Below are 18,746 nucleotides of genomic sequence, written 5' to 3'. Positions count from 1 at the left end.
TGCCCGCGATGGCCACGCCGCACTATGGCCATGTTTAATGGGCTCGAAAATACCCCGCCACCTGCCGCAAATCCCCTTCATTCAATAACCCCGCGTAGTACTTGAGCTGCACCCGCGCCAGCAAATAGGCATAGCGCGCCTCAGCCAAATCCCGCTTGGCACTGAACAGCTGCTGTTCGGCATCCAGCACATCCAGATTGACCCGCTCGCCCCCACTCACGCTTTTCTGCGTCGCCTGCACCAGGGCACCGGCAGACTCAACGGCCATTTCATACGCCCGCACCTTGGCCGCCGCGCTGCTGTTGAGGTTGTATTGCTTGCGCAGGTCCACCAGCGTGGTCGCTGTTTGAGCGTCCAGTTCGTACTGAGCCTGGGACAGTTGCCGCGCAGCCTGACGGGTCGATGCCGACACCGATCCCCCTGCAAACAACGGCACGGTGAGCTGAATGCCCACGCTGTTGGTGTCGTATTTCTGGTTGTAGGTGCTCTCCGAATCGGAGCTGGTCTGACGGCTGCTGGCATACAAGCTGAGCTTGGGCAGATGCCCGGCCCGCTTGCGTTCCACCTCATACTCGGCCGAGGTCAACGCGTGATGCTGCGACGCCAGCTCCGGGTTATTGGCCAGCGCCAGTTCGCGCCAGCTTTCGAAGCGCTGAGGTTCCAGTGGCAGAATCACAAAATGCGCCACCAGCGGGGCAAGCTGCTCGACCTGCAGCGGCTCACCAAGCATCGCCTCCAGCTCACGCAAGGCTGCGTCCTGATTATCTTGCGCCTCGATTTCTTCAGCCACCGCCATGCTCAGGCGCGCCTGGGTTTCCAGCACATCGGTGCGAGTACCCTCACCGCCTTCAAGAAGCCGTTGGTTGAGTTGCAGGCGCTCGGCAAAGGCGCGCTTTTGCGCCCGGCTCAATTCGATCCGCTCCTGCGCCAGCAGCGCCTGGCTGTAGGCACTGAGCACGCGCACCGCCAGATACTGACTTTTGCTGCGAAAGCGCTCATCAGAAAACAGCGCCTGCGCTGCTCCCTGTCGGAATCGTGCGTAGGCTTCGTAGTCCAGTAGCGGTTGCTGCAAGGTCAAGGTCGCCGCATAACTGCGGTAGTCGCGGTCGGTCCGAGTGCTGGCCTGGGTGACTTCGGACTCGTTGCGCGAATTGTTGTAGTTCCACGACAGGGTGGGCAGCAACGCCGAGCGACCCAGGGCGCGGTTCTCCTCCCCTGCCGCCCGCTCTTCAATGGCGGCCTGAAAGGTCGGGTCGTTGCGAATCGCCAGATCGTAGGCTTCCAGCAACCCCATCGCCTGTACCGGCCCAGCACACGCCATCAGTAATCCACATAAGAACTGGCGCACCGTCATTCCTCCACCAACGCCATATGCGTACGGTCGAGCAACGGCTTGAACAGATAATTGAGCATCGAACGCTCGCCCGTGCGCACAAATGCTTCAACCGGCATGCCCGGGCGAATCTGCAGCCCGGCCAGTTGGGCCATGCCCGCATCGCTGACCTGTGCGCGCAGCGTGTAATACGGCTCGTCCGTGCGCTCATCGACCTGGCGATCCGCCGACACCAGTGTCACCTCGCCCGCCACCCTTGGCGTGGTGCTTTGGCTGAAGGCCGAGAACATCAACTCCACCGGCAAGCCCGGGTGAACCTTGTCGGCCAGTTCAACCGGCACGCGCGCCTCGACCAGCAGGGGTTCTCCCTGGGGCACGATTTCCATCAGTGCCTGACCGGGCTTGATCACGCCGCCCTCCGTAAACACATCCAGCCCCACCACAATTCCGGCCACGGGAGCGCGCAACTGGCTGTTGGCCAACTCAAACTCGGCCGAAGCCAGCCGGTTGCGCAGATCCTCGGTGCGCACTCGGGTGTCGGCCAGTTGGGTACGGACTTCCTTTTGATACTCCTCGGCCAGTTGCCGAATTTTCAGACGCATCTCCAACACTTGTCGCTGCAATTGACCGATGCGACCGTAGTCTTCGCTGATGGAGCCCAGTACCTGGGCGTACACCCGCTCGCTGTCCAGCAGGCGATTGCGCGGGATATACCCTTCCTTCGCCAGCTCACGCAAACCTTGCAGTTGTTCGGCAAGGGCCGTGCGTTGCAACACCTTGCTGGTCTGGGATTCACGCACCCCGCGCAACTGCGCCTCGGCGCCCGCGATACTCTCGTCGACCCCTTGCTGATCCAGCAGCAACGCCTGACGGCGGCTATCGAACAGTTGCCGCTGCAATACCAGATTCGATGCCACTTCCGGCTCGGTCGCCAAGGCCGTCAACTCGACAGGAAAGTTCACGCTGGCGGCGCCATCGCGCTCGGCATTTAGCCGCGCCTCACTGGCCAGCGAGCCATAAAACTGGCTGCGCAACGACTGAGCCTGCCCCAGCAGCGGGGTTTCCTTCAACCGGATCAAGACCTGACCGGCATCCACCTTGTCGCCGTCACGCACGTCGATCCGCTCAACAATCCCGCCGCTGGGGTGTTGCACCACTTTGCGATGGCCCGAAACCATCACCTTGCCCGACACCGCGACGCCCTTGTCCAGCGGCGCCAAAGCGGCCCAGCCGAGAAACCCGAGAAAGCCGCCGAGCATCAGTAGCCAACCCAAACGCGAATAGCGGGTGTCATCCAGTTGCAGCACATTGCTGTCCCCAGGGACCTTGGCGTTCGAATACTTCATGCCTTGCCCGCCTCTGCCGTACCGAGCCGATAGCTCACATTCATCGCAGGCTTGGGCGCCGCAGGTTTCGCTGCAGCGGGCGCACCAAGCACCTTGGCCGTCGGGCCAAAGGCTTGTAGCTGGCCTTCGCGCAGAATCAACAGGTAGTCGGTGAGGGTCAGCACATTGGGTTTGTGGGTGATCAAAATCAGTGTTCGCTTGTGCTGTTTGAGCTGGGCAATGGCCTGTAACAAGGCCTGTTCCCCGGCTTCATCGAGGTTGGAGTTGGGTTCGTCGAGCACGATCACCGCTGGCAAGCCGTAAAGTGCACGGGCCAGGCCGATGCGTTGCTTCTGCCCGCCGGACAGCCCCGCGCCGCCTTCACCCAGGCGCGTTTCATAGCCGTCGGGCAATTGCAGAATCAGCTGATGCACTCCGGCCAGTTGCGCAGCGGCCAACACCTTGTCGGCATCCACCTCGGCAAAGCGTGCGATGTTTTGCGCGATGGTCCCGGCAAACAACTGAATGTCCTGGGGCAAATACCCCAGATGCGGACCGAGTTGATGCTTGTCCCACTGCGACAACTCAGCCCCGTCCAGCCGCACCTTGCCCGCCAGCGGTTGCCATACCCCAATCAACAGCCGGGCCAAGGTCGACTTGCCGCAGCCAGAAGGCCCGATCACCCCCATCACTTGCCCGGCCGGCAAGGTGAAGCTCAAGTTGGCCAGGGTGGCGCGACGGGTGCCGGGAGCGCTAGCGCTCAATTGCTCCACCGCCAGTTCGCCCCGAGGCACAGGCAATGCCATGCGCCGGGCTCGCGGCGGATAGCTGTGCAGCAATGCTTCGAGGCGCTGATAGGCCAGCCGTGCCGACGTCCATTGCTTCCATACACCGATCAACTGGTCGATGGGGCTCAGTACCCGGCCCATCAGAATGGAGCCGGCAATCATCATCCCGGCCGTGATCTGGCCTTGCACGGCCAGCAGCGCGCCCAACCCAAGCACCAGGGATTGCAGCGCCAGGCGCACGCCTTTTGACCAGGCGCTGACGGTGGCGGTTTTTTCACTGGCCAGATTCTGCTGCGCCAAAAAGGCCGTGTGCTGTGCCAACCAACCCTCGCGCAAGGTATCGAGCATGCCCATTGCCTCGATGGCCTCGGCATTGCGCAGATGGGCGCTGGCTTGCTGGGTGGCTTGCACTGACAACTCACTGGCGGCTTTAAGTGGGGCTTGCGAGACGCGCTGATTGACCCACGCCAGTATCATCAACAGCACCGCCCCGCCCAGGGCCAGCAGCCCCAGCCACGGGCTGAACATAAAAATTACAAACAGGTACACCGGAAACCACGGCGCATCGAAGAACGCGAACAGGGCATTGCCGGTCGCAAATTGGCGCAGGCTGGTGAGGTCATTCAGCGCCTGCCCGGCCGCCGGGTTGCCAGTGCGCAATTGCGCTTCGAACGCGGCGTCGTAGACGCGCTGATTCAAGCGCATATCCATCTGCGTGCCGAGGCGGATCACCACCTGACTACGCACCCATTCCAACGCGCCCATCAGGCCAAAGAGGCCGAGGATCATCAGCGTCAGCATCAACAGGGTCATTTGATTGCCCGATGCCAGCACCCGGTCATACACCTGCAACATGTACAACGCCGGTGCCAGCATCAGTAAATTGATCACGGCCGAGAACAGGCCGATATTGAAGAAAGCACGTTTGTAGGCCGTCAAGGCAGCCAGCATCTCGTTGGCTTTGGGCCGGGTCATGGAAGGATTCCGAGGAAGTGGGCCGAAAACCCTGTGGGAGCTGGCTTGCCTGCGATGCAATCGCGGGCAAGCCCGGCTCCCACAGGATTGGAGTTCACTGAAGTGAGCGGGAGTTACGCCGCCAGAGCCCAGTCCTGAACCACTTCTTGCACGCCCACCAGGCTGATATCAGCAACCTGCGGTGCATCGGAGTGAGCCAGGCCAGCAGCGGCCAACTGGTCGAAGGTTGAATCGGTGGACAGGCCGAACTCGCTCAACAGGTTGTTGAGCACGCCTTCCAGACCCGATACGTTGCCTTTCATCAGGCCGTAGATCACGTCCTGAACAGCGTTGCCTGCACGGCCGGCATCGCTGGCGGCGGACAGGTCGAGGCCGTTGAAGGAGACGGTGTAGTCGTCCAGGCCAAACGCGCTGCCCGAACCACCAGTCAGCACTTCACCCAAACTCACGCTGTCCAGTTCACCCCACAGGTAATGGTTCATGTTGTCGCCAGCAGAGACTTTAGGGTCATACACATAATGCAGGCCATTGCTGGTATCGCTTCCTGCGATAAAGGCGTAGTCCGAATTATTGGCACCATGCGTCGCATACTGCTCACCATCTTGAGCACGACCGCCACTATTGAAACCACCGGTATTGCTTAGACCGTGACCCGCAGTTTTAAAACCTTGAGCCCAATCGCTAAGCACGTCACCAATCGAATCAGAACCAACAAACGAACTATAGTTAATTGAAATAGTCATGACTTGAACTTCTTCCTTAGATAGTTTCAGTGAAGTGGCGCACAGCGATGCACGCCCTTGCTCACAACGAGCAATCTTTTATATAACGAAGCAAACAGTCCGTTATTTAGAATTTATATTCGAGCATGCCACTCAATGTCCGACCGCGCGCCATACTCAAGTTATTGGCATCGCCCATGGCCACAAAGTAGGCTTCGTCGGTAGCGTTCTCTAATGACAAGGTAATATTCAACGTGTCCGTCGGCCAGTAACTTGCATACAGGTCGTACACGCTGTATTTAGGCCAGTGTGCTTGCTCTATACCGGAGTAACTCCATTCATTCAGACCCGCGCCATTACCAGGGCTGTAGCGAAAGCGTATCCCCGTGTCCAGGCGCCGCTCAAGGAAACGAGCACCCACTGTTAGAGACCCTCGATCTGCGGGCATATATGCCGCATTACCCATAGTAGATCCGCAATCGATTTTGTTGTTTCTGTCCGGGTCATCGAGCCATTCAGAGACTCTAGTATTGATGTAGCCAATCTTGCCATTAGGCCGGGTGTAGGGCGTCCTGATTATCTTAACAACCTCGCCCCTTTTCTTGGCGCCGCCCATATAGTACCCACTTGAGCAAAACTCATTACTGCCAATCATATGCGTGTAACTCAGGTTGGCATACAACCGTCCCATATCGTAATTCAACTGATATTCAACGCCGCGAAACCGGGTCTCCGCTTGGTTATTCACATACGCAGAGCGACCCGACCCGACGACATCCGCCGACCCTGGAAGAGAGACACCATAGTGTAAAAATGAAAAATTCTTGATGTTATTATCAAAGTAAGCAACTTTTACTCCAAGCCGGTCATTATTAAAGAACAGGGATTCTTTAAAGATATTTAAACCGAACTCCCATTCCCGGTTTTCCTCAGCTTTCAGGTATGGATTGGGGTAAACCCGCTCCGGTGCATTCCCCCCATGGGGCCGCCCGGTCATAAACACCTCAGTCACCGCCGGCGGGCGCCAGCCTTGGCCCCATCGCCCATAGAACTGCAACCAGTCAACTCCGGGCTTTATCCCTATACCAAACGTCGGTGAAAACTTGCCTTCTTCACGATCTGAATCATAGAAATAAACATTTCTTACAGAAGAACCCGAGGTCATCACCTCGCCACCATTCTCCCCTGGAGTGACCGGCGCTTGCCATAAACTCATGCCCGTTTTGCCTTCCAGGCGATAGCGGTCATAACGCAACCCGGCATCCAGCGCCAGCCAATAGCTGTACTGGTAGTGCAGGTTATTGAACAGGCTGGCCATGGTGCGTTTGCCTTCCGGGTCTGCCCCCTCGACCCAGGGCAGATCGTTCTCGTTCTCGGCCGGCACCAGATTGTTCTTGGATTTCAAAATGTCCTGATAGCTTTCCAGGCCATAGTTCCAGCTCAGTTGCCCGTAGTTGTTGAAGTCAAACCGGGACGTGTTTTCTACCTGAAAACCCCATGTGCTGGTGCGAAACTCATCTTCGTAACCATCAAATGCATTACCACTATTAGCCGACGCTTTGTGGGGGGCATTACGCCGATCAAGCTGCGTATTGACGTAATAAAGTTTACTTTTGAAGTCGATCAGCTCGTTATCCGGGTTGTAGCTGTAATCCAGCGCCAGGTTGCCGGTATTGATATTGCTTTTACCGGTACGCACATAGTCGTAACCATCCTGCGTCGCATTGAGGTTGGTCCATGCGTCAGCGCTATCGCTGTCGGTTTCCAGGTAAGTGAACTGCGCTCGCTGGTCGTTGGGCAGGTTCAGCCCGAGCTTGACCATCTGCGAACGGGTCACGCTGCCGGTATCGCCTACTTCACTGGTCAGCCAGTCTGTCCAGGCTTCGCGATATTTGTTCTTGTTGCGAATATTTACGCCCAGGTTATCGGCGTTTTGCCGACCGGTACGGTAGTCACCAAAATGGCGTTCGCTATAAGCAACCAAAATATCGCCAAGATCATTGCCAAATGCGAAGACGCCACCGCCATTGAAATAGGTGCCGTTACCCAATTTACCGATACCGCTGCCGGCCCGGATGCGCCCGCCGTACTCTTTGCCGTCTTCCAGGAACTCGCTGGCTTGCAGGGTGTTAAAGCTGGCAATGCCCCCCAATACGCCCGCACCGCCCATGCCGGACTGGGCGCCTTTATCGATTTCAACGCTGGAGACCATTTCCGGGTCGATCAACATCACGCCGTTGCGCTGCTGGTGGCCGTTAACGTTGAAATTCTGGCGCATGCCGTCAACGTTCATGTTGACCCGGCCGTAGTCCTGAATACCGCGGATGTTGACCGACAGGCCCTGGTCACGCTGATTCACGGCGGTGTACACGCCCGTGGTTTCTTCGAGCATGTCCGCTGCGTGGCGTGGGGCGCGCTTGTTGATTTGCTCGCGAGTGATGACCGCTACAGAAGATGGCGTCTGATACACCCAATCCCCACTATTGCCTTCGCTGGCCGTTACCGAAGTAGTGCCCAATGCCAGTGCGCCATTGTGTTCGCCGCTGACGCGGGTCAGGGTGACCTGGCGTTCGCCGGTAAAGCGGTACTCCACCGGATTGCCGCCCAACAAACGGGCCAGACCTTCCTGTACGCCGAAGTCGCCATTGAGTGCTACGGATTTCAGGCCTTGCAGCATCTGGCTGTCGAACAGCACTTGCAGGCCAGCCTGCTCGGCAAAAATCAGCACGGCCTTGTCCAGCGGCTGGGCAGAAATATGGAAGGCGATAAATTCTTGTTGCACGGCGCTGCTGACTGTTTCAGCGGCCTGTACCGTCGCTTGCACCGCCAGCGACGCAAACAGTGCGATATGAACAGCAAAGGCTAACCGGCTTGCGGAATGCACCCCTTTGCGCTGACTACCCATCATTTTTATTTTCCCCAGGCTTACGAGCTGCTTTGCGAATGAATCTCAATAGCAAGACGTAACGTCGGGGTGAAGTCAGTAAAGGTTTTTGCGATTAATGTTCAAAAAGCGCTGGAGGGCCCTGTGGGAGCGGGCTTGCTCGCGATAGCAGCACTGCAATCTGCCTGACACACCGCGCGGTCTGCATCGCAGGCAAGCCGGCTCCCACAGGATGGGTGGTGGCTCAGTACACCAGGCTCACGCCCGCCAGTTCGACGCGCTGCACATGCAACTCCTGGGTGAGGGTGTGCAGCGCGCTGTCGAGCATTTCGAGGCGGAATACGCCGCTGACCTGTCGACTGGCCAGGGCAGGATTGGCCAATACAATCTGGCCGGGGCGATAGCGGTTGAGCTGTTCGATCACGTGGGCCAGCGGTTGACGGTCAAAGACCAGTACACCACGGCGCCAACTGGTGGCCGCGTTGAGGTCGAAACCGGGTAGTTTTTGTACACCCTCCTGTGCGCTGTAGCGGGCGCTTTGGCCTTCTTCCAGGGTTTGCTGCGCCGCGCCTTGAACCGGCGGGGTCAACAGGCTGACCGCAACGCTGTGCTGCAACACCCCGACCCATGCCTGGTCGCTGCTTTCCCGACCAACCACAAATTGAGTGCCCAGCGCCCGGGTTCGCCCACCCGCACTTTGCACTACAAAAGGCCGGGTTTCGGCTTCGCCCATGGGCGACACGTCAAATACGGCCGCCCCCGAAAGCAATCTGATCCGCCGCTCGCGGGTGTCGTAGTCGATGCTGATTGCACTGGATGCGTCCAGCTCGACCGAACTGCCATCGGCGAGTTGAACGGTTCGGATTTCTCCTGCACCCGTGCGGTAGTCCGCCTGCATTTGAAGCAGCAGGGTCGGGCCGCTGATCCAGCCGACCGCCAGCACCAGCGACAGCACCGCCGCACGCCCGGCCCAACGCAGCGGGCGCCGGCGTCGAGTCACCGGCACGGGGCGGGCGGCGGGCGGTGACAGGCGATGCCCGGCGGGCCTGGCCTCCAGCGCCAGCGCCCCCAGCGCCGCCCAGGTCTGCTCGGCGAAACGTAACGCCGGGGCATGGCGCTCATCGGCGGCCAGCCACAGGTCCAGTTGCGCCCGGGTGTCTTCGCTCAACGCACCCGCGTGCAGACGCACCGCCCACTCGGCGGCCGCTTCAGTAATGCTCTGCTGTTCGGGGCCTTGGCTCATCAGGTGTGAATCTCTATTTCTCGTTATATATAAGCAGTGACGTCTCGCCGGCTAAAACTCAGTAAGCCATTCATCTACATATTTGAATATTATTTCTCAGGCTCTTGTAGGCGCTGCATGACGTAGGCCAAGGCTTTTGACAGATGCTTTTGCACTGAGCTGTCAGAAATTTCAAGATGGCGCGCAACTTGAGCATGGGTCATGCCCTCGATGCGATTGAGGCGAAAGATCTCCTGCGTGCGTTCCGGCAATTCGGACAATGCCTGCTTTAGAGCCATGCGCTGTTGTTCAGCCATCGCCTGGGCCTCCAGCCCTGCCAGTTCATCTTCGATTTCAGCCAGTGCTTCGTGGGCAACCGAGTCGGTCTTGCGTCGGGTTTCCTGGCGAATGTGATCGACCAACAGGTTGCCCGCGATGCGATACAGATAGCCGGGGGTGTTGTCGATGTGCTCCTTGCGCCCACGCTCGGCCATGCGCAGAAAACTTTCCTGCACCAGGTCTGCGGCCAGCTGAGGGTCTCGCACCTTGCGCGCCAGATACCCGCGCAGGGTACCGGCATGCTTGAGGAACAAGCCTTTGAGATCCATATCCGACAAACCGACTCCCTGAGCATGAAGGAAAGGGGCGGCTATCTTACTTTTTGTCGAGAATGACTTTCAATTGGTATTGGATTTCATTTCCAGAAATGTAGCGCCCGGTCATGCCTGTAAATAACGCAATACCGCGTCACACATCATGTCGCGCTGACGCTGCTTGACCTGCAGATCGGAAAAGTCGACCTGAAAAATCTCACCCAGGGTGTACCGGTTCGACACTCGATAAAAACAGAATGAACTGACCAGTAAATGAACATCCAGCGGGTTCAGCCCCGCACGGAATACCTTTTGTTCAACGCCGCGTCGCAGGATGTTCTCCAGGGCATGCACAATCGTGTCGTTCATGGCCTTGATGCCTTCCGAACGCTTGATGTACTCACCCTTGTGGATATTTTCGATGCTGACAATGCGCACAAAATCCGCGTTCATGTCGTGGTGGTCGAAGGTGAACTCCACCAGCCGCAGAATGGCTTCTACCGGCTCGAGCTGATCCAGGTTCAAGCGACTTTCGATGCTGCGGATTTCGCCGTAGAGCTTCTCCAGCACCTCGACGTAGAGCTGCTCCTTACTGGTGAAGTAGTAATAGATCATGCGCTTGGAGGTCTTGGTACGCTCTGCGATGGCGTCCACGCGAGCGCCCGCCAACCCTTGTTCCACGAACTCGACAATGGCTTCTTGCAGGATATTTTCCCGCGTCTTCTCAGGGTTGTTCTTACGGCTCTTGCGCGGTTCGACGACCGGTGCCGTGGCGCCGGTGTCGAGTTCTGGAATGTCGGTCATGTAAGGTTCACGGCCATATTGGAATGCCCGCGATTATGGGGCGCCCTGCTCAATGAAGGAAGTCGCCCTACAGTTTTGCCTGACGCACCGCGCCACTGCGCGACTTGGCCATGGCGGCCAGACGCACCGCTACGTTTGCAGCACCGTACCCGGCATAGCCATTTTTGCGCTGCAGAAGCTCGAAGAAGAAACGCCCCTCAAAGGCTTCCGTATATACATGAAACAACTCGCCGCCTTGGGCATCCCGGTCGTACAGCACGTTGAAATAGGCCAGTTCGCTCAAGAACTCATCATCGAAATCAAACCGCGCGGCCAGGTCGTCATAGTAGTTGAGCGGGATATCCAGCAGCGGCACGCCCGCAGCCTTGGCACGGCTGACTTCAGCAAACAGGTCGTCACATTCAAAGGCAATGTGATGCACACCTGAACCACGATAACTCGACAGGGCATGTGAGATGGCGGTGTTTCTGTTCTCTGAAATATTCAACGGCAAACGAATCGAGCTGCATCGACTGCGCAATGCCCGGCTCTTGACCAGCCCATAAGGGTCCGGCAGCACCACTTCATCATCAGCCTCGAAATCCAGAAGGCTTTTATAGAACAGTACCCAGCTGTCGAGGCTGTCGGCGGGCAGAGCCATTGCCATGTGGTCGATGCGCTTGAGCCCGCCCTGGGCTGAAGGAGTTGGCGTGATGGTGAAGTCCGACTCATACAGCGGCTTGCCGGCAGCGTCTTTGTCCACCAGATAAATCAGGCTGCCATCCGGTGCGCGCACCGCCGCCAGCTCCAGCTCATTGGGGCCGACCAGCCCGCGATAGGGCTGCCCCTTGTAGGCCACGGCACGGGCCAGGGCGCTGCTGCTGTCCTGCACACGCAGTGCAGTGGCGCACAACGATGGGCCGTGGGCCTCAAAAAAGTTATGAGCGAACGAATAGGGTTCAGCGTTGAGGATCAGGTTGATGTCGCCCTGGCGCAGCAAGCTCACGTTCTTTGAACGGTGCTGCCCGGCCTTGCTGAACCCCAGGCGTTCGAGCCAGTGAGTCAGCTGCGCGCCCTGGCTTTCATCCACGGCAAATTCGAGGAACTCGATACCGTCGTACTGACTGGCTTGAGGCGGTGCAAACAAGGGTTCAAGCGTCGCGGCCGGGGCCGCTTGCTGCACAAGCCGTTCGCGGGTCTTCTCTTCGAGGTACAACAACGAACGCAAGCCATCGGCCGCATTGGCCCGCGGTGGAGCTGCCCGAAAACCATCATTGAAGATTTCCAGCGACAAAGGCCCTGTGTAGCCACTTTGTATGATCGGCGCCAAAAAGCCCGGCAGATCAAACTCGCCCTGCCCTGGGAAACAACGGAAATGACGACTCCATTCCAGCACATCCATGGCCAGAATCGGTGCGTCAGCCATTTGTACAAAGAAGATCTTGTCGCCGGGAATCTGCGCAATGGCGCCTGGATCGCCCTTGAGCGACAGGGTGTGGAAGCTGTCGAGCAATACCCCAAGATTCGGATGGTCGATCTGGCGCACCAGATCCCAGACCTGTTGCCAGGTATTGACGTGACGCCCCCAGGCCAGCGCTTCGTAACCAATGCGCAGGTTGCGCGCCCCCGCACGTTCGGCGAGCATGCTCAGGTCATCCAGCAGAATCTGGCGATCGCCCACCGAGTCGGGCGAAGCGTTACTGCACACCAGCACCAGGTCGGTGCCCAGCTCCTGCATCAAATCAAACTTGCGCTCGGCGCGATCAAGGTTGCGGGCGAGACGATCGCGGCGGCACCCCTCGAAATCACGAAACGGCTGGAACAAGCTGATTTCAAGCCCCAGATCGGTGCACATCTGACGGACTTCACGGGGGCTGCCGTCGTAATACAGCAGGTCGTTCTCAAAGATCTCGACCCCGTCAAAACCTGCCGCCGCAATGGCGTCCAGCTTCTCTGGCAAGGTGCCGCTCAAGGAAACCGTGGCGATCGAACGCTTCATTTAAAACTCCCAGGATTGGCGCAGCCTGCAGGCGACGGCATTTCTTAATGGCTTGATTATTAAGGGCGCCCTATTATTGAGCAACCAATCTGTACCAACCGGTTAGTTTTGCGTGCGATTATCGAACATTATGGCCTATCTTGAATTGACGATTTTTTGTCCACTCGCCACCATCAACCCCGTACTTCTTGCGTCAACTGTTGTGCAACACCACATAAAAATTCCAAGAAACGGGTAAACATCCATGGTCCCTTCTCCGACTGCACGCACTACCCCTGCCCACGCTCCAAACGCAGGAATGGGTGACAAGATTCGCGGCACCCTGGCGACTGGCAAAACCCGTTGGGGCATGCTCGCACTGGTGTTTTTCGCTACCACACTGAATTTTATCGACCGCGCCGCCCTGGGCGTCATGCAACCGATCCTGGCCAAAGAGATGAGCTGGACGGCGATGGACTACGCCAACATCAACTTCTGGTTTCAGGTGGGCTATGCCATTGGCTTCGTGCTGCAAGGCCGCCTGATCGACCGGGTTGGGGTCAAGCGCGTGTTCTTCTGCGCCGTGTTGCTCTGGAGCCTGGCCACCGGTGCTCATGGCCTGGCCACGTCAGCGGCGGGCTTTATGATTTGCCGCTTCATTCTCGGCCTGACTGAAGCAGCCAATTACCCGGCCTGCGTAAAAACCACGCGGCTGTGGTTCCCGGCCAGCGAGCGGGCCGTGGCCAGCGGGATCTTCAACGCCGGTACCAACGTGGGCGCCATGTTCACCCCCATGATGCTGCCATTGGTGCTGCACGTGTGGGGCTGGCAGGCAGCCTTTCTGTGTATGGCGGCCTTGGGCGGTGTCTGGCTGATCTTTTGGGGCTTGAAGTACTACAACCCTGAAGATCACCCAACCGTTAGCAAAGAGGAACTGGCTTACATCCAGCAAGAAAAAGAGCCTGAGCAAACCACCGTCTCTTTCGGCACCATCCTCAAGATGCGCGGCACCTGGGCATTCGCCTTGTCCTACGCCATGACGGCTCCCGTGTTCTGGTTCTACCTGTACTGGCTGCCGCCGTTTCTCAACCAGCAATACAACCTGGGCATCAGCGTGACCCAAATGGGCATCCCGCTGATCATCATCTACATCACCGCCGACTTCGGCAGTGTGGGCGGCGGGATTCTGTCTTCGGTCCTGATCAAGCGCGGCATGGCGGCGGTCAAGGCGCGGCTGGTATCGATGCTGTTGTGCGCGATCAGCATCATCGGCGTGGTGATGGCCGCAGGCTCCAGCGAACTGTGGGTCGCCGTGGGCGCCATTGCCCTGGCACTGGGTGCGCACCAGGCCTGGACGGCCAACGTGTGGAGCATGGTGATGGACTACACGCCCAAGCACATGATGGGCACCGTGTTCGGCTTTGGCGGCATGTGCGCCGCCATCGGCGGGATGTTCATGACCCAGTTTGTGGGTTACGTGCTGACTGTCACGAACAATAACTACACCTTACTGTTCACCATGATTCCAGCAATGTACTTCATTGCGTTAGTGTGGATGTACTTCATGGCGCCGCGAAAAATCCCACAGGTTTAGCGCATAGAACAACGAGGTATTCGATGACACTACCCACACCCCTCTCGGGGGTGAACCAACCCCTGAAGGGCATCCTGCTGATTGTGACAGCCACAGCGCTGTTCTCCAGTCACGATGCGCTGTCCAAGTACCTCAGTGGTTTCTACCCGGTGGTGATGGTGGTGTGGGCACGTTACCTGGTGCATACCGTACTGATGGCGGGGATCTTTCTGCCCCAGTCCGGATTGCGTGTACTGCGCAGCAAACGGCCCTTGCTTCAGGTATTGCGGGCCATTTGCCTGCTGGGTTCAGGGCTTTTTTTCACCTATGGGTTGCTGTTTATCCCACTGGCTGAAAATACGGCGGTCAACTTTCTGGCGCCGCTGCTGGTGGCGGCATTGTCCGGGCCATTACTGGGCGAGACCGTGACTCGCGGGCAATGGATGGCCGTGGTGTGCGGGTTTATCGGGGTGGTGATCATCATCCATCCGGGAGGCGAGTTGTTTACGCCTGCGGTGTTATTGCCCATGACGGCAGCGCTGTGTTTCAGCTGCTATCAGATCCTCACGCGCAAACTCAGTGCGTACGACAGCCCCACCACCAGCAACTTTTTTGCCGGGCTGTTCAATGTGCTGGTGATGAGTGCGCTGGTGCCGTTTTTCTGGCAAACGCCGACTCTGATCCACGGCTTGCAAATGCTGGCGCTGGGCAGCCTGGGCATGACCGCGCATTTGCTGCTGACCCAATCTTTTCGAGTGGCGGCTCCCGCATTGCTGGCGCCGTTCAGCTACTGCCAGATTGTGTTTTCAGGGGTGTTGGGCTGGTTGCTTTTTGACCACACGCCTGACCTGGCCAGCCGTATCGGCATTGCGATTATCTGCATCAGCGGGCTGGCGGCGGCATGGCAGCAGCGGCGCGGCCGCACATAAGTCACGTAGTCGCTGCCGAGGTACGAAGGCTGCGATCGAGCGCGAAGCGGTCGTATATCGGTGAACGCGTTATTACCTGAAAAACCGCGTTCTCTGAGTTTACGACCGCTTCGCGCTCGATCGCAGCCTCGCTGCGCTCCTCAGCGGCTACAAGGTTTGCGCTGGTGTCTCAGGCGCTTAAAAGTCGAAGAACACCGTCTCCCCTTCGCCCTGAATGCGGATATCAAACTTGTAGGCGGTTTTGCCATTGACTTCGCAACGATGGGCGATCAAGGTTTCGCGCCGTTGCGGCTGCTCGATCAGGTTGAGCACCGGGCACTTGGCATTCGCCTCGGGCTCGTCGCTGAAGTACAGGCGAGTTTGCAAATGGATGTTGATGCCACGGGCAAACAGCGACACGTTGATATGCGGCGCCATCGGCACACCGCCTGCGTTGTTCACCACCCCCGGCTTGATGGTGTTCAGCGTCCACTCACCCGCATCGAAGGTGGTGGCGGTACGACCAAAGCTGTTGAACGCTTTTTCCGAGTCAAACGCCTCGTCATAGACCCCTTCATGGTTGGCCTGCCACAGCTCCAGAAAGGAGTCGCGCACCAGATGGCCATTGCCGTCATAAACGTTGCCAAACAGCACGATAGGCTCGCCCGCAGCACCGGGCTTGGCCATCTCGCTCCAGATTTCTTCAGGTCGCGACGGGTTGCCGGCCGCAGCCAGGGCCAGGCCGATATGCACGTAGGGGCCAGCCGTTTGCGATGGGGTTTCGGGTAGCAGTTCGATAGGCATGACGGAGCTCCTCAGCAGTTTTCGAAGTGAGTCTGGCGCTGACCGCGCAGCACGATGTCAAAACGATACGCCAGACAATCCATCGGATTGGCCGCAGCCATGTCCAACCGGGCGATCAGGCTTTGCACGGCATCGGCGTTGGTAATCGACTTGACGATCGGGCACATGGGGATCATCGGATCACCTTCGAAATACAGCTGGGTAATCAGCCGCGTGGCAATTGCCGGGCCACTGATGGAGACGTGGATATGCGCCGGGCGCCAGTCGTTTGGTCCGTTGCGCCAAGGATAGGGCCCCGGTTTGACGGTGCGAAAACTGTAATACCCTTCGCTGTCGGTCAGGGTGCGGCCCACGCCGCCAAAGTTTGGGTCCAGCGGCGCCAGGTAGCGGTCGTTTTTGTGGCGATACCGGCCGCCTGCGTTGGCCTGCCAGATTTCAACCAGGGTATGAGGAATCGGCTTGCCGTACTGATCGCGCACGCGCCCCGCCAGGATGATCCGCTCGCCTATCGGCAAACCACCATTGTTGAAATTAAGCAGCAGGTCGTTGTCGAACTTGCCGAACTTCAGATGGGAAAAGTCAGGCCCGCTGGTTTCACTGACCGATTGCGGAATGCTCACCAGCGCCTGGCGCGGGGAACGGGCAATGGATGTCTTGTAATCGGGGGTCAGGGCTTTGGGGTGCCAGTTGCGGTCACGGATGATAAAGCGCCGGCTGTCTGCATCAGACATGTCGATCTCCTGTTGTTTTTATAAAGGCCAGGCGCCAGTTTCAAACAACAGGGGAGGCAGGACTACTGAAAAGGCCAGCTCTAAACATAACCATTTAGTTATGGATAAATGCCTTCACCGTAGGCCTGCCCCAATTCGCGCAAGACTTCCACACAGCCCTGTGCCGCCACCGACATCGGTACATGGGCGTTACTGCAAATACCGATCGAACCGCCCGGCTCGCGCTGGCCCAGGTCGATTTCCTGGAGTTCGCCACTGGCCAGATCCAGACGCACGGCGTCCAGCGGTGCAATCCACACCGCATCGTTGCGCAGCACATAACGCCGACTCAGAGTAATCGACAGGGTTTCCAGACGCTGGCGGGACTGGCTGATGCCGCACTGTACATACAGGCTGTCGGCAAAGGCGCGAATGGTGGTGTTGGCCAGCGGTAAAACCAGCGGATAGTTTTCAAGCAGGGTACGGTCCAGCGGGCCCTGGGTCAGGGGATGACCCGCGCGGGCTACCAGGGTCATGGATTCGCTGTAGAGATGTTCAAAATTCATACCCTGAATTTCCGGGCTGTCGGTCATGCGCCCTACGACCAGATCGACATCGCCTACCCTTAACTGCGATAACAGATAGGCACTTGGCCCGGTGACAACGCTGACCACCAGCGATGAATGCCGTGCATGCAGACGCTGCACGAGTTCGGGTATCAACAGGCTTTCGACCGTCGACAAGACCCCCAGCCGCACCGTGCCGCCTACATACTCACCGCCGCGCAGGGCATTGACGCCTTCGCGCAATGCCTGCACCGAGGGCGTCGCATACCGCAGGAACGCCACGCCGGCTTCGGTCAGGGTGATCCCGCTTTTACTGCGAACAAACAGGCTGACCGTCAGCAGCGCCTCAAGCTCCTTGAGGGTTTTGGACATGGCTGGCTGGCTGACTGCCAGCACATCGGCTGCCCGCGCCAAACTGCCCTGGCGCGCCATTTCCAGAAAGCACACAAGGTGGCGGTACTTGATGCGGGTATCAATGTTCACAGGGCTAACAACTCCGGGGCGGGGATCGGCGTGCCGTATTCAACCACTTCAGTCCGGGGCCCGGAACTGAATTAAGGCGTTCAGGTCTTTTTAACGGGATACAACGCTCTCCAAAAGCGTCTGACAGCCGGGCTGGCGCAGCCCCGACTCAGCAACAACACTTGTGACTACGATTCATCAGAGGATTACCCCCATGCTTTGGAAAAAAGGCCGACGCAGCGATAACGTCGAAGACGTGCGCGATCAAGGCACCGGTGGCGGTGGCGGCATGCGGATTGGCGGCGGCAAGGGACTGAGCCTGATGGCCGTGGTGCTGATTGTCGGCTTCGGTCTGTTAACCGGGCAGGACCCCATGCAGATACTCGGGCAGTTAAGCGGTGAGTTCACCGGGCAGTCCTCGCCCCAGGTCACTCAACAGGCCGGGCGTGCGCCTGCGGCCAATGATGAACAGGCCGATTTTGTACGCGCAGTGCTGGGCGATACGGAAGACACCTGGCGCCAGATTTTTCAGCAAGCCGGTCGCACTTATAAAGACCCGACCCTGGTGCTGTTTCGCGGCCAGGTCAATTCGGCCTGCGGCTTTGCAACGGCAGCCAGCGGGCCGTTTTATTGCCCGGCCGACCAGAAGGTCTATCTGGACATGAGTTTCTTCCAGGAGATGACGCAACGCTTCAAGGCCGGGGGGGATTTTGCCCAGGCGTATGTGATCGCTCATGAGGTGGGCCATCACGTGCAGACCCTGCTGGGTGTCTCGTCGAAAATGCAGATGGCTCGCCAGCAGGGTAAACGCATGGAAGGCGATGGCGGCTTGCTGGTGCGTCAGGAGTTGCAAGCCGACTGCCTGGCAGGGGTGTGGGCCAATCATGCGCAAAAACGCCTGAACTGGCTGGAACCCGGTGACATTGAATCGGCCTTGAATGCCGCAAACGCCATTGGCGATGATCGCTTGCAGCAACAAGGCCAGGGCCGTGTAGTGCCCGACTCCTTTACCCACGGCACGTCGGCGCAACGGGTGAAGTGGTTCAAGACCGGTTTTGCGCAAGGCAATATCAATCAGTGCGATACGTTTTCGGCAGCACGGCTTTAGCGAGCAACCCTG

15 protein-coding genes are annotated in these 18,746 nt (G+C 58.5%); 3 read left to right on the top strand and 12 right to left on the bottom strand.

The window, feature by feature from the left end; translation table 11 throughout:
* Positions 1-34: 34 nt before the first annotated feature.
* From V6P94_RS06715 to quiC, 9 genes are all read right to left on the bottom strand, one after another.
* The gene (locus V6P94_RS06715; protein WP_019824080.1) at positions 35-1,321 is read right to left on the bottom strand and encodes a TolC family outer membrane protein; all 1,287 of its coding nucleotides are present in this window, start codon (positions 1,319-1,321) and stop codon (positions 35-37) included.
* Between the two features lie 29 nt (positions 1,322-1,350).
* Positions 1,351-2,679, bottom strand: a complete 1,329-nt coding sequence (locus V6P94_RS06710; protein ID WP_326398531.1) for an HlyD family type I secretion periplasmic adaptor subunit — start codon at positions 2,677-2,679, stop codon at positions 1,351-1,353.
* Entirely contained in the window at positions 2,676-4,421 is a 1,746-nt protein-coding gene (locus V6P94_RS06705; RefSeq protein ID WP_133078623.1) for a type I secretion system permease/ATPase, read from the bottom strand. The genes V6P94_RS06710 and V6P94_RS06705 overlap by 4 nt, the downstream gene beginning before the upstream one ends.
* A gap of 113 nt (positions 4,422-4,534) precedes the next feature.
* Entirely contained in the window at positions 4,535-5,164 is a 630-nt protein-coding gene (locus V6P94_RS06700; RefSeq protein ID WP_133076957.1) for a heme acquisition protein HasA, read from the bottom strand.
* Between the two features lie 106 nt (positions 5,165-5,270).
* On the bottom strand, positions 5,271-8,051 hold the full coding sequence (locus V6P94_RS06695) for a TonB-dependent hemoglobin/transferrin/lactoferrin family receptor (protein WP_326398533.1): 2,781 nt from the start codon (positions 8,049-8,051) through the stop codon (positions 5,271-5,273).
* Positions 8,052-8,271: 220 nt separating this feature from the next.
* Complete coding sequence (locus tag V6P94_RS06690; protein ID WP_219263160.1) at positions 8,272-9,273, bottom strand: FecR family protein; 1,002 nt, start codon at positions 9,271-9,273, stop codon at positions 8,272-8,274.
* A gap of 86 nt (positions 9,274-9,359) precedes the next feature.
* The gene (locus V6P94_RS06685; protein WP_046810569.1) at positions 9,360-9,866 is read right to left on the bottom strand and encodes an RNA polymerase sigma factor; all 507 of its coding nucleotides are present in this window, start codon (positions 9,864-9,866) and stop codon (positions 9,360-9,362) included.
* Between the two features lie 102 nt (positions 9,867-9,968).
* Positions 9,969-10,646, bottom strand: coding sequence for a TetR/AcrR family transcriptional regulator (locus tag V6P94_RS06680; RefSeq protein WP_133076960.1), 678 nt, complete (start codon positions 10,644-10,646; stop codon positions 9,969-9,971).
* A 67-nt stretch (positions 10,647-10,713) separates the two neighbouring features.
* Positions 10,714-12,624, bottom strand: a complete 1,911-nt coding sequence (quiC, locus tag V6P94_RS06675; protein ID WP_133076961.1) for a 3-dehydroshikimate dehydratase QuiC — start codon at positions 12,622-12,624, stop codon at positions 10,714-10,716.
* A 244-nt stretch (positions 12,625-12,868) separates the two neighbouring features.
* Here quiC and V6P94_RS06670 point away from each other — a divergent pair, with 244 nt between their 5' ends.
* On the top strand, positions 12,869-14,197 hold the full coding sequence (locus tag V6P94_RS06670; RefSeq protein ID WP_133076962.1) for an MFS transporter: 1,329 nt from the start codon (positions 12,869-12,871) through the stop codon (positions 14,195-14,197).
* A gap of 23 nt (positions 14,198-14,220) precedes the next feature.
* The gene (locus tag V6P94_RS06665; RefSeq protein WP_133076963.1) at positions 14,221-15,105 is read left to right on the top strand and encodes a DMT family transporter; all 885 of its coding nucleotides are present in this window, start codon (positions 14,221-14,223) and stop codon (positions 15,103-15,105) included.
* 177 nt (positions 15,106-15,282) lie between these two features.
* Here the strand turns inward: V6P94_RS06665 and pcaG are convergent, their stop codons facing one another.
* The 3 genes from pcaG to pcaQ form a co-directional block, all read right to left on the bottom strand.
* Positions 15,283-15,888 carry a protocatechuate 3,4-dioxygenase subunit alpha gene (gene pcaG / locus V6P94_RS06660; protein ID WP_133076964.1) on the bottom strand — a complete coding sequence of 202 codons (606 nt, stop codon included), beginning with the start codon at positions 15,886-15,888 and terminating at the stop codon, positions 15,283-15,285.
* Positions 15,889-15,899: 11 nt separating this feature from the next.
* Complete coding sequence (gene pcaH, locus V6P94_RS06655) at positions 15,900-16,619, bottom strand: protocatechuate 3,4-dioxygenase subunit beta (protein ID WP_133076965.1); 720 nt, start codon at positions 16,617-16,619, stop codon at positions 15,900-15,902.
* Between the two features lie 98 nt (positions 16,620-16,717).
* A complete protein-coding gene (pcaQ, locus tag V6P94_RS06650) occupies positions 16,718-17,647 on the bottom strand; it encodes a pca operon transcription factor PcaQ (RefSeq protein ID WP_338649131.1) in 930 nt (309 codons plus the stop codon).
* Positions 17,648-17,840: 193 nt separating this feature from the next.
* On the opposite strand from pcaQ, the gene V6P94_RS06645 reads away from it, so the two are divergent.
* On the top strand, positions 17,841-18,734 hold the full coding sequence (locus V6P94_RS06645) for a neutral zinc metallopeptidase (RefSeq protein ID WP_133076967.1): 894 nt from the start codon (positions 17,841-17,843) through the stop codon (positions 18,732-18,734).
* Positions 18,735-18,746 lie beyond the last annotated feature (12 nt).

Origin of the sequence: Pseudomonas sp. ML2-2023-3 (genome assembly GCF_037055275.1) — a bacterium.
Taxonomy (GTDB): domain Bacteria; phylum Pseudomonadota; class Gammaproteobacteria; order Pseudomonadales; family Pseudomonadaceae; genus Aquipseudomonas.
The sequence above is the reverse complement of the archived record's forward strand: the minus strand, read 5'-3'. Positions and strand labels throughout refer to the sequence as shown.

Bases quoted from the DNA above. Each gene is read 5' to 3' on its own strand.
- V6P94_RS06665 (WP_133076963.1), top strand. From the start codon at position 14,221: ATGACACTACCCACACCCCTCTCGGGGGTGAACCAACCCCTGAAGGGC.
- V6P94_RS06695 (WP_326398533.1), bottom strand. From the start codon at position 8,051: ATGATGGGTAGTCAGCGCAAAGGGGTGCATTCCGCAAGCCGGTTAGCC.
- V6P94_RS06680 (WP_133076960.1), bottom strand. From the start codon at position 10,646: ATGACCGACATTCCAGAACTCGACACCGGCGCCACGGCACCGGTCGTC.
- V6P94_RS06710 (WP_326398531.1), bottom strand. From the start codon at position 2,679: ATGAAGTATTCGAACGCCAAGGTCCCTGGGGACAGCAATGTGCTGCAA.
- quiC (WP_133076961.1), bottom strand. From the start codon at position 12,624: ATGAAGCGTTCGATCGCCACGGTTTCCTTGAGCGGCACCTTGCCAGAG.
- V6P94_RS06700 (WP_133076957.1), bottom strand. From the start codon at position 5,164: ATGACTATTTCAATTAACTATAGTTCGTTTGTTGGTTCTGATTCGATT.
- pcaG (WP_133076964.1), bottom strand. From the start codon at position 15,888: ATGCCTATCGAACTGCTACCCGAAACCCCATCGCAAACGGCTGGCCCC.
- V6P94_RS06670 (WP_133076962.1), top strand. From the start codon at position 12,869: ATGGTCCCTTCTCCGACTGCACGCACTACCCCTGCCCACGCTCCAAAC.
- V6P94_RS06715 (WP_019824080.1), bottom strand. From the start codon at position 1,321: ATGGCGTGTGCTGGGCCGGTACAGGCGATGGGGTTGCTGGAAGCCTAC.
- pcaH (WP_133076965.1), bottom strand. From the start codon at position 16,619: ATGTCTGATGCAGACAGCCGGCGCTTTATCATCCGTGACCGCAACTGG.
- V6P94_RS06645 (WP_133076967.1), top strand. From the start codon at position 17,841: ATGCTTTGGAAAAAAGGCCGACGCAGCGATAACGTCGAAGACGTGCGC.
- V6P94_RS06705 (WP_133078623.1), bottom strand. From the start codon at position 4,421: ATGACCCGGCCCAAAGCCAACGAGATGCTGGCTGCCTTGACGGCCTAC.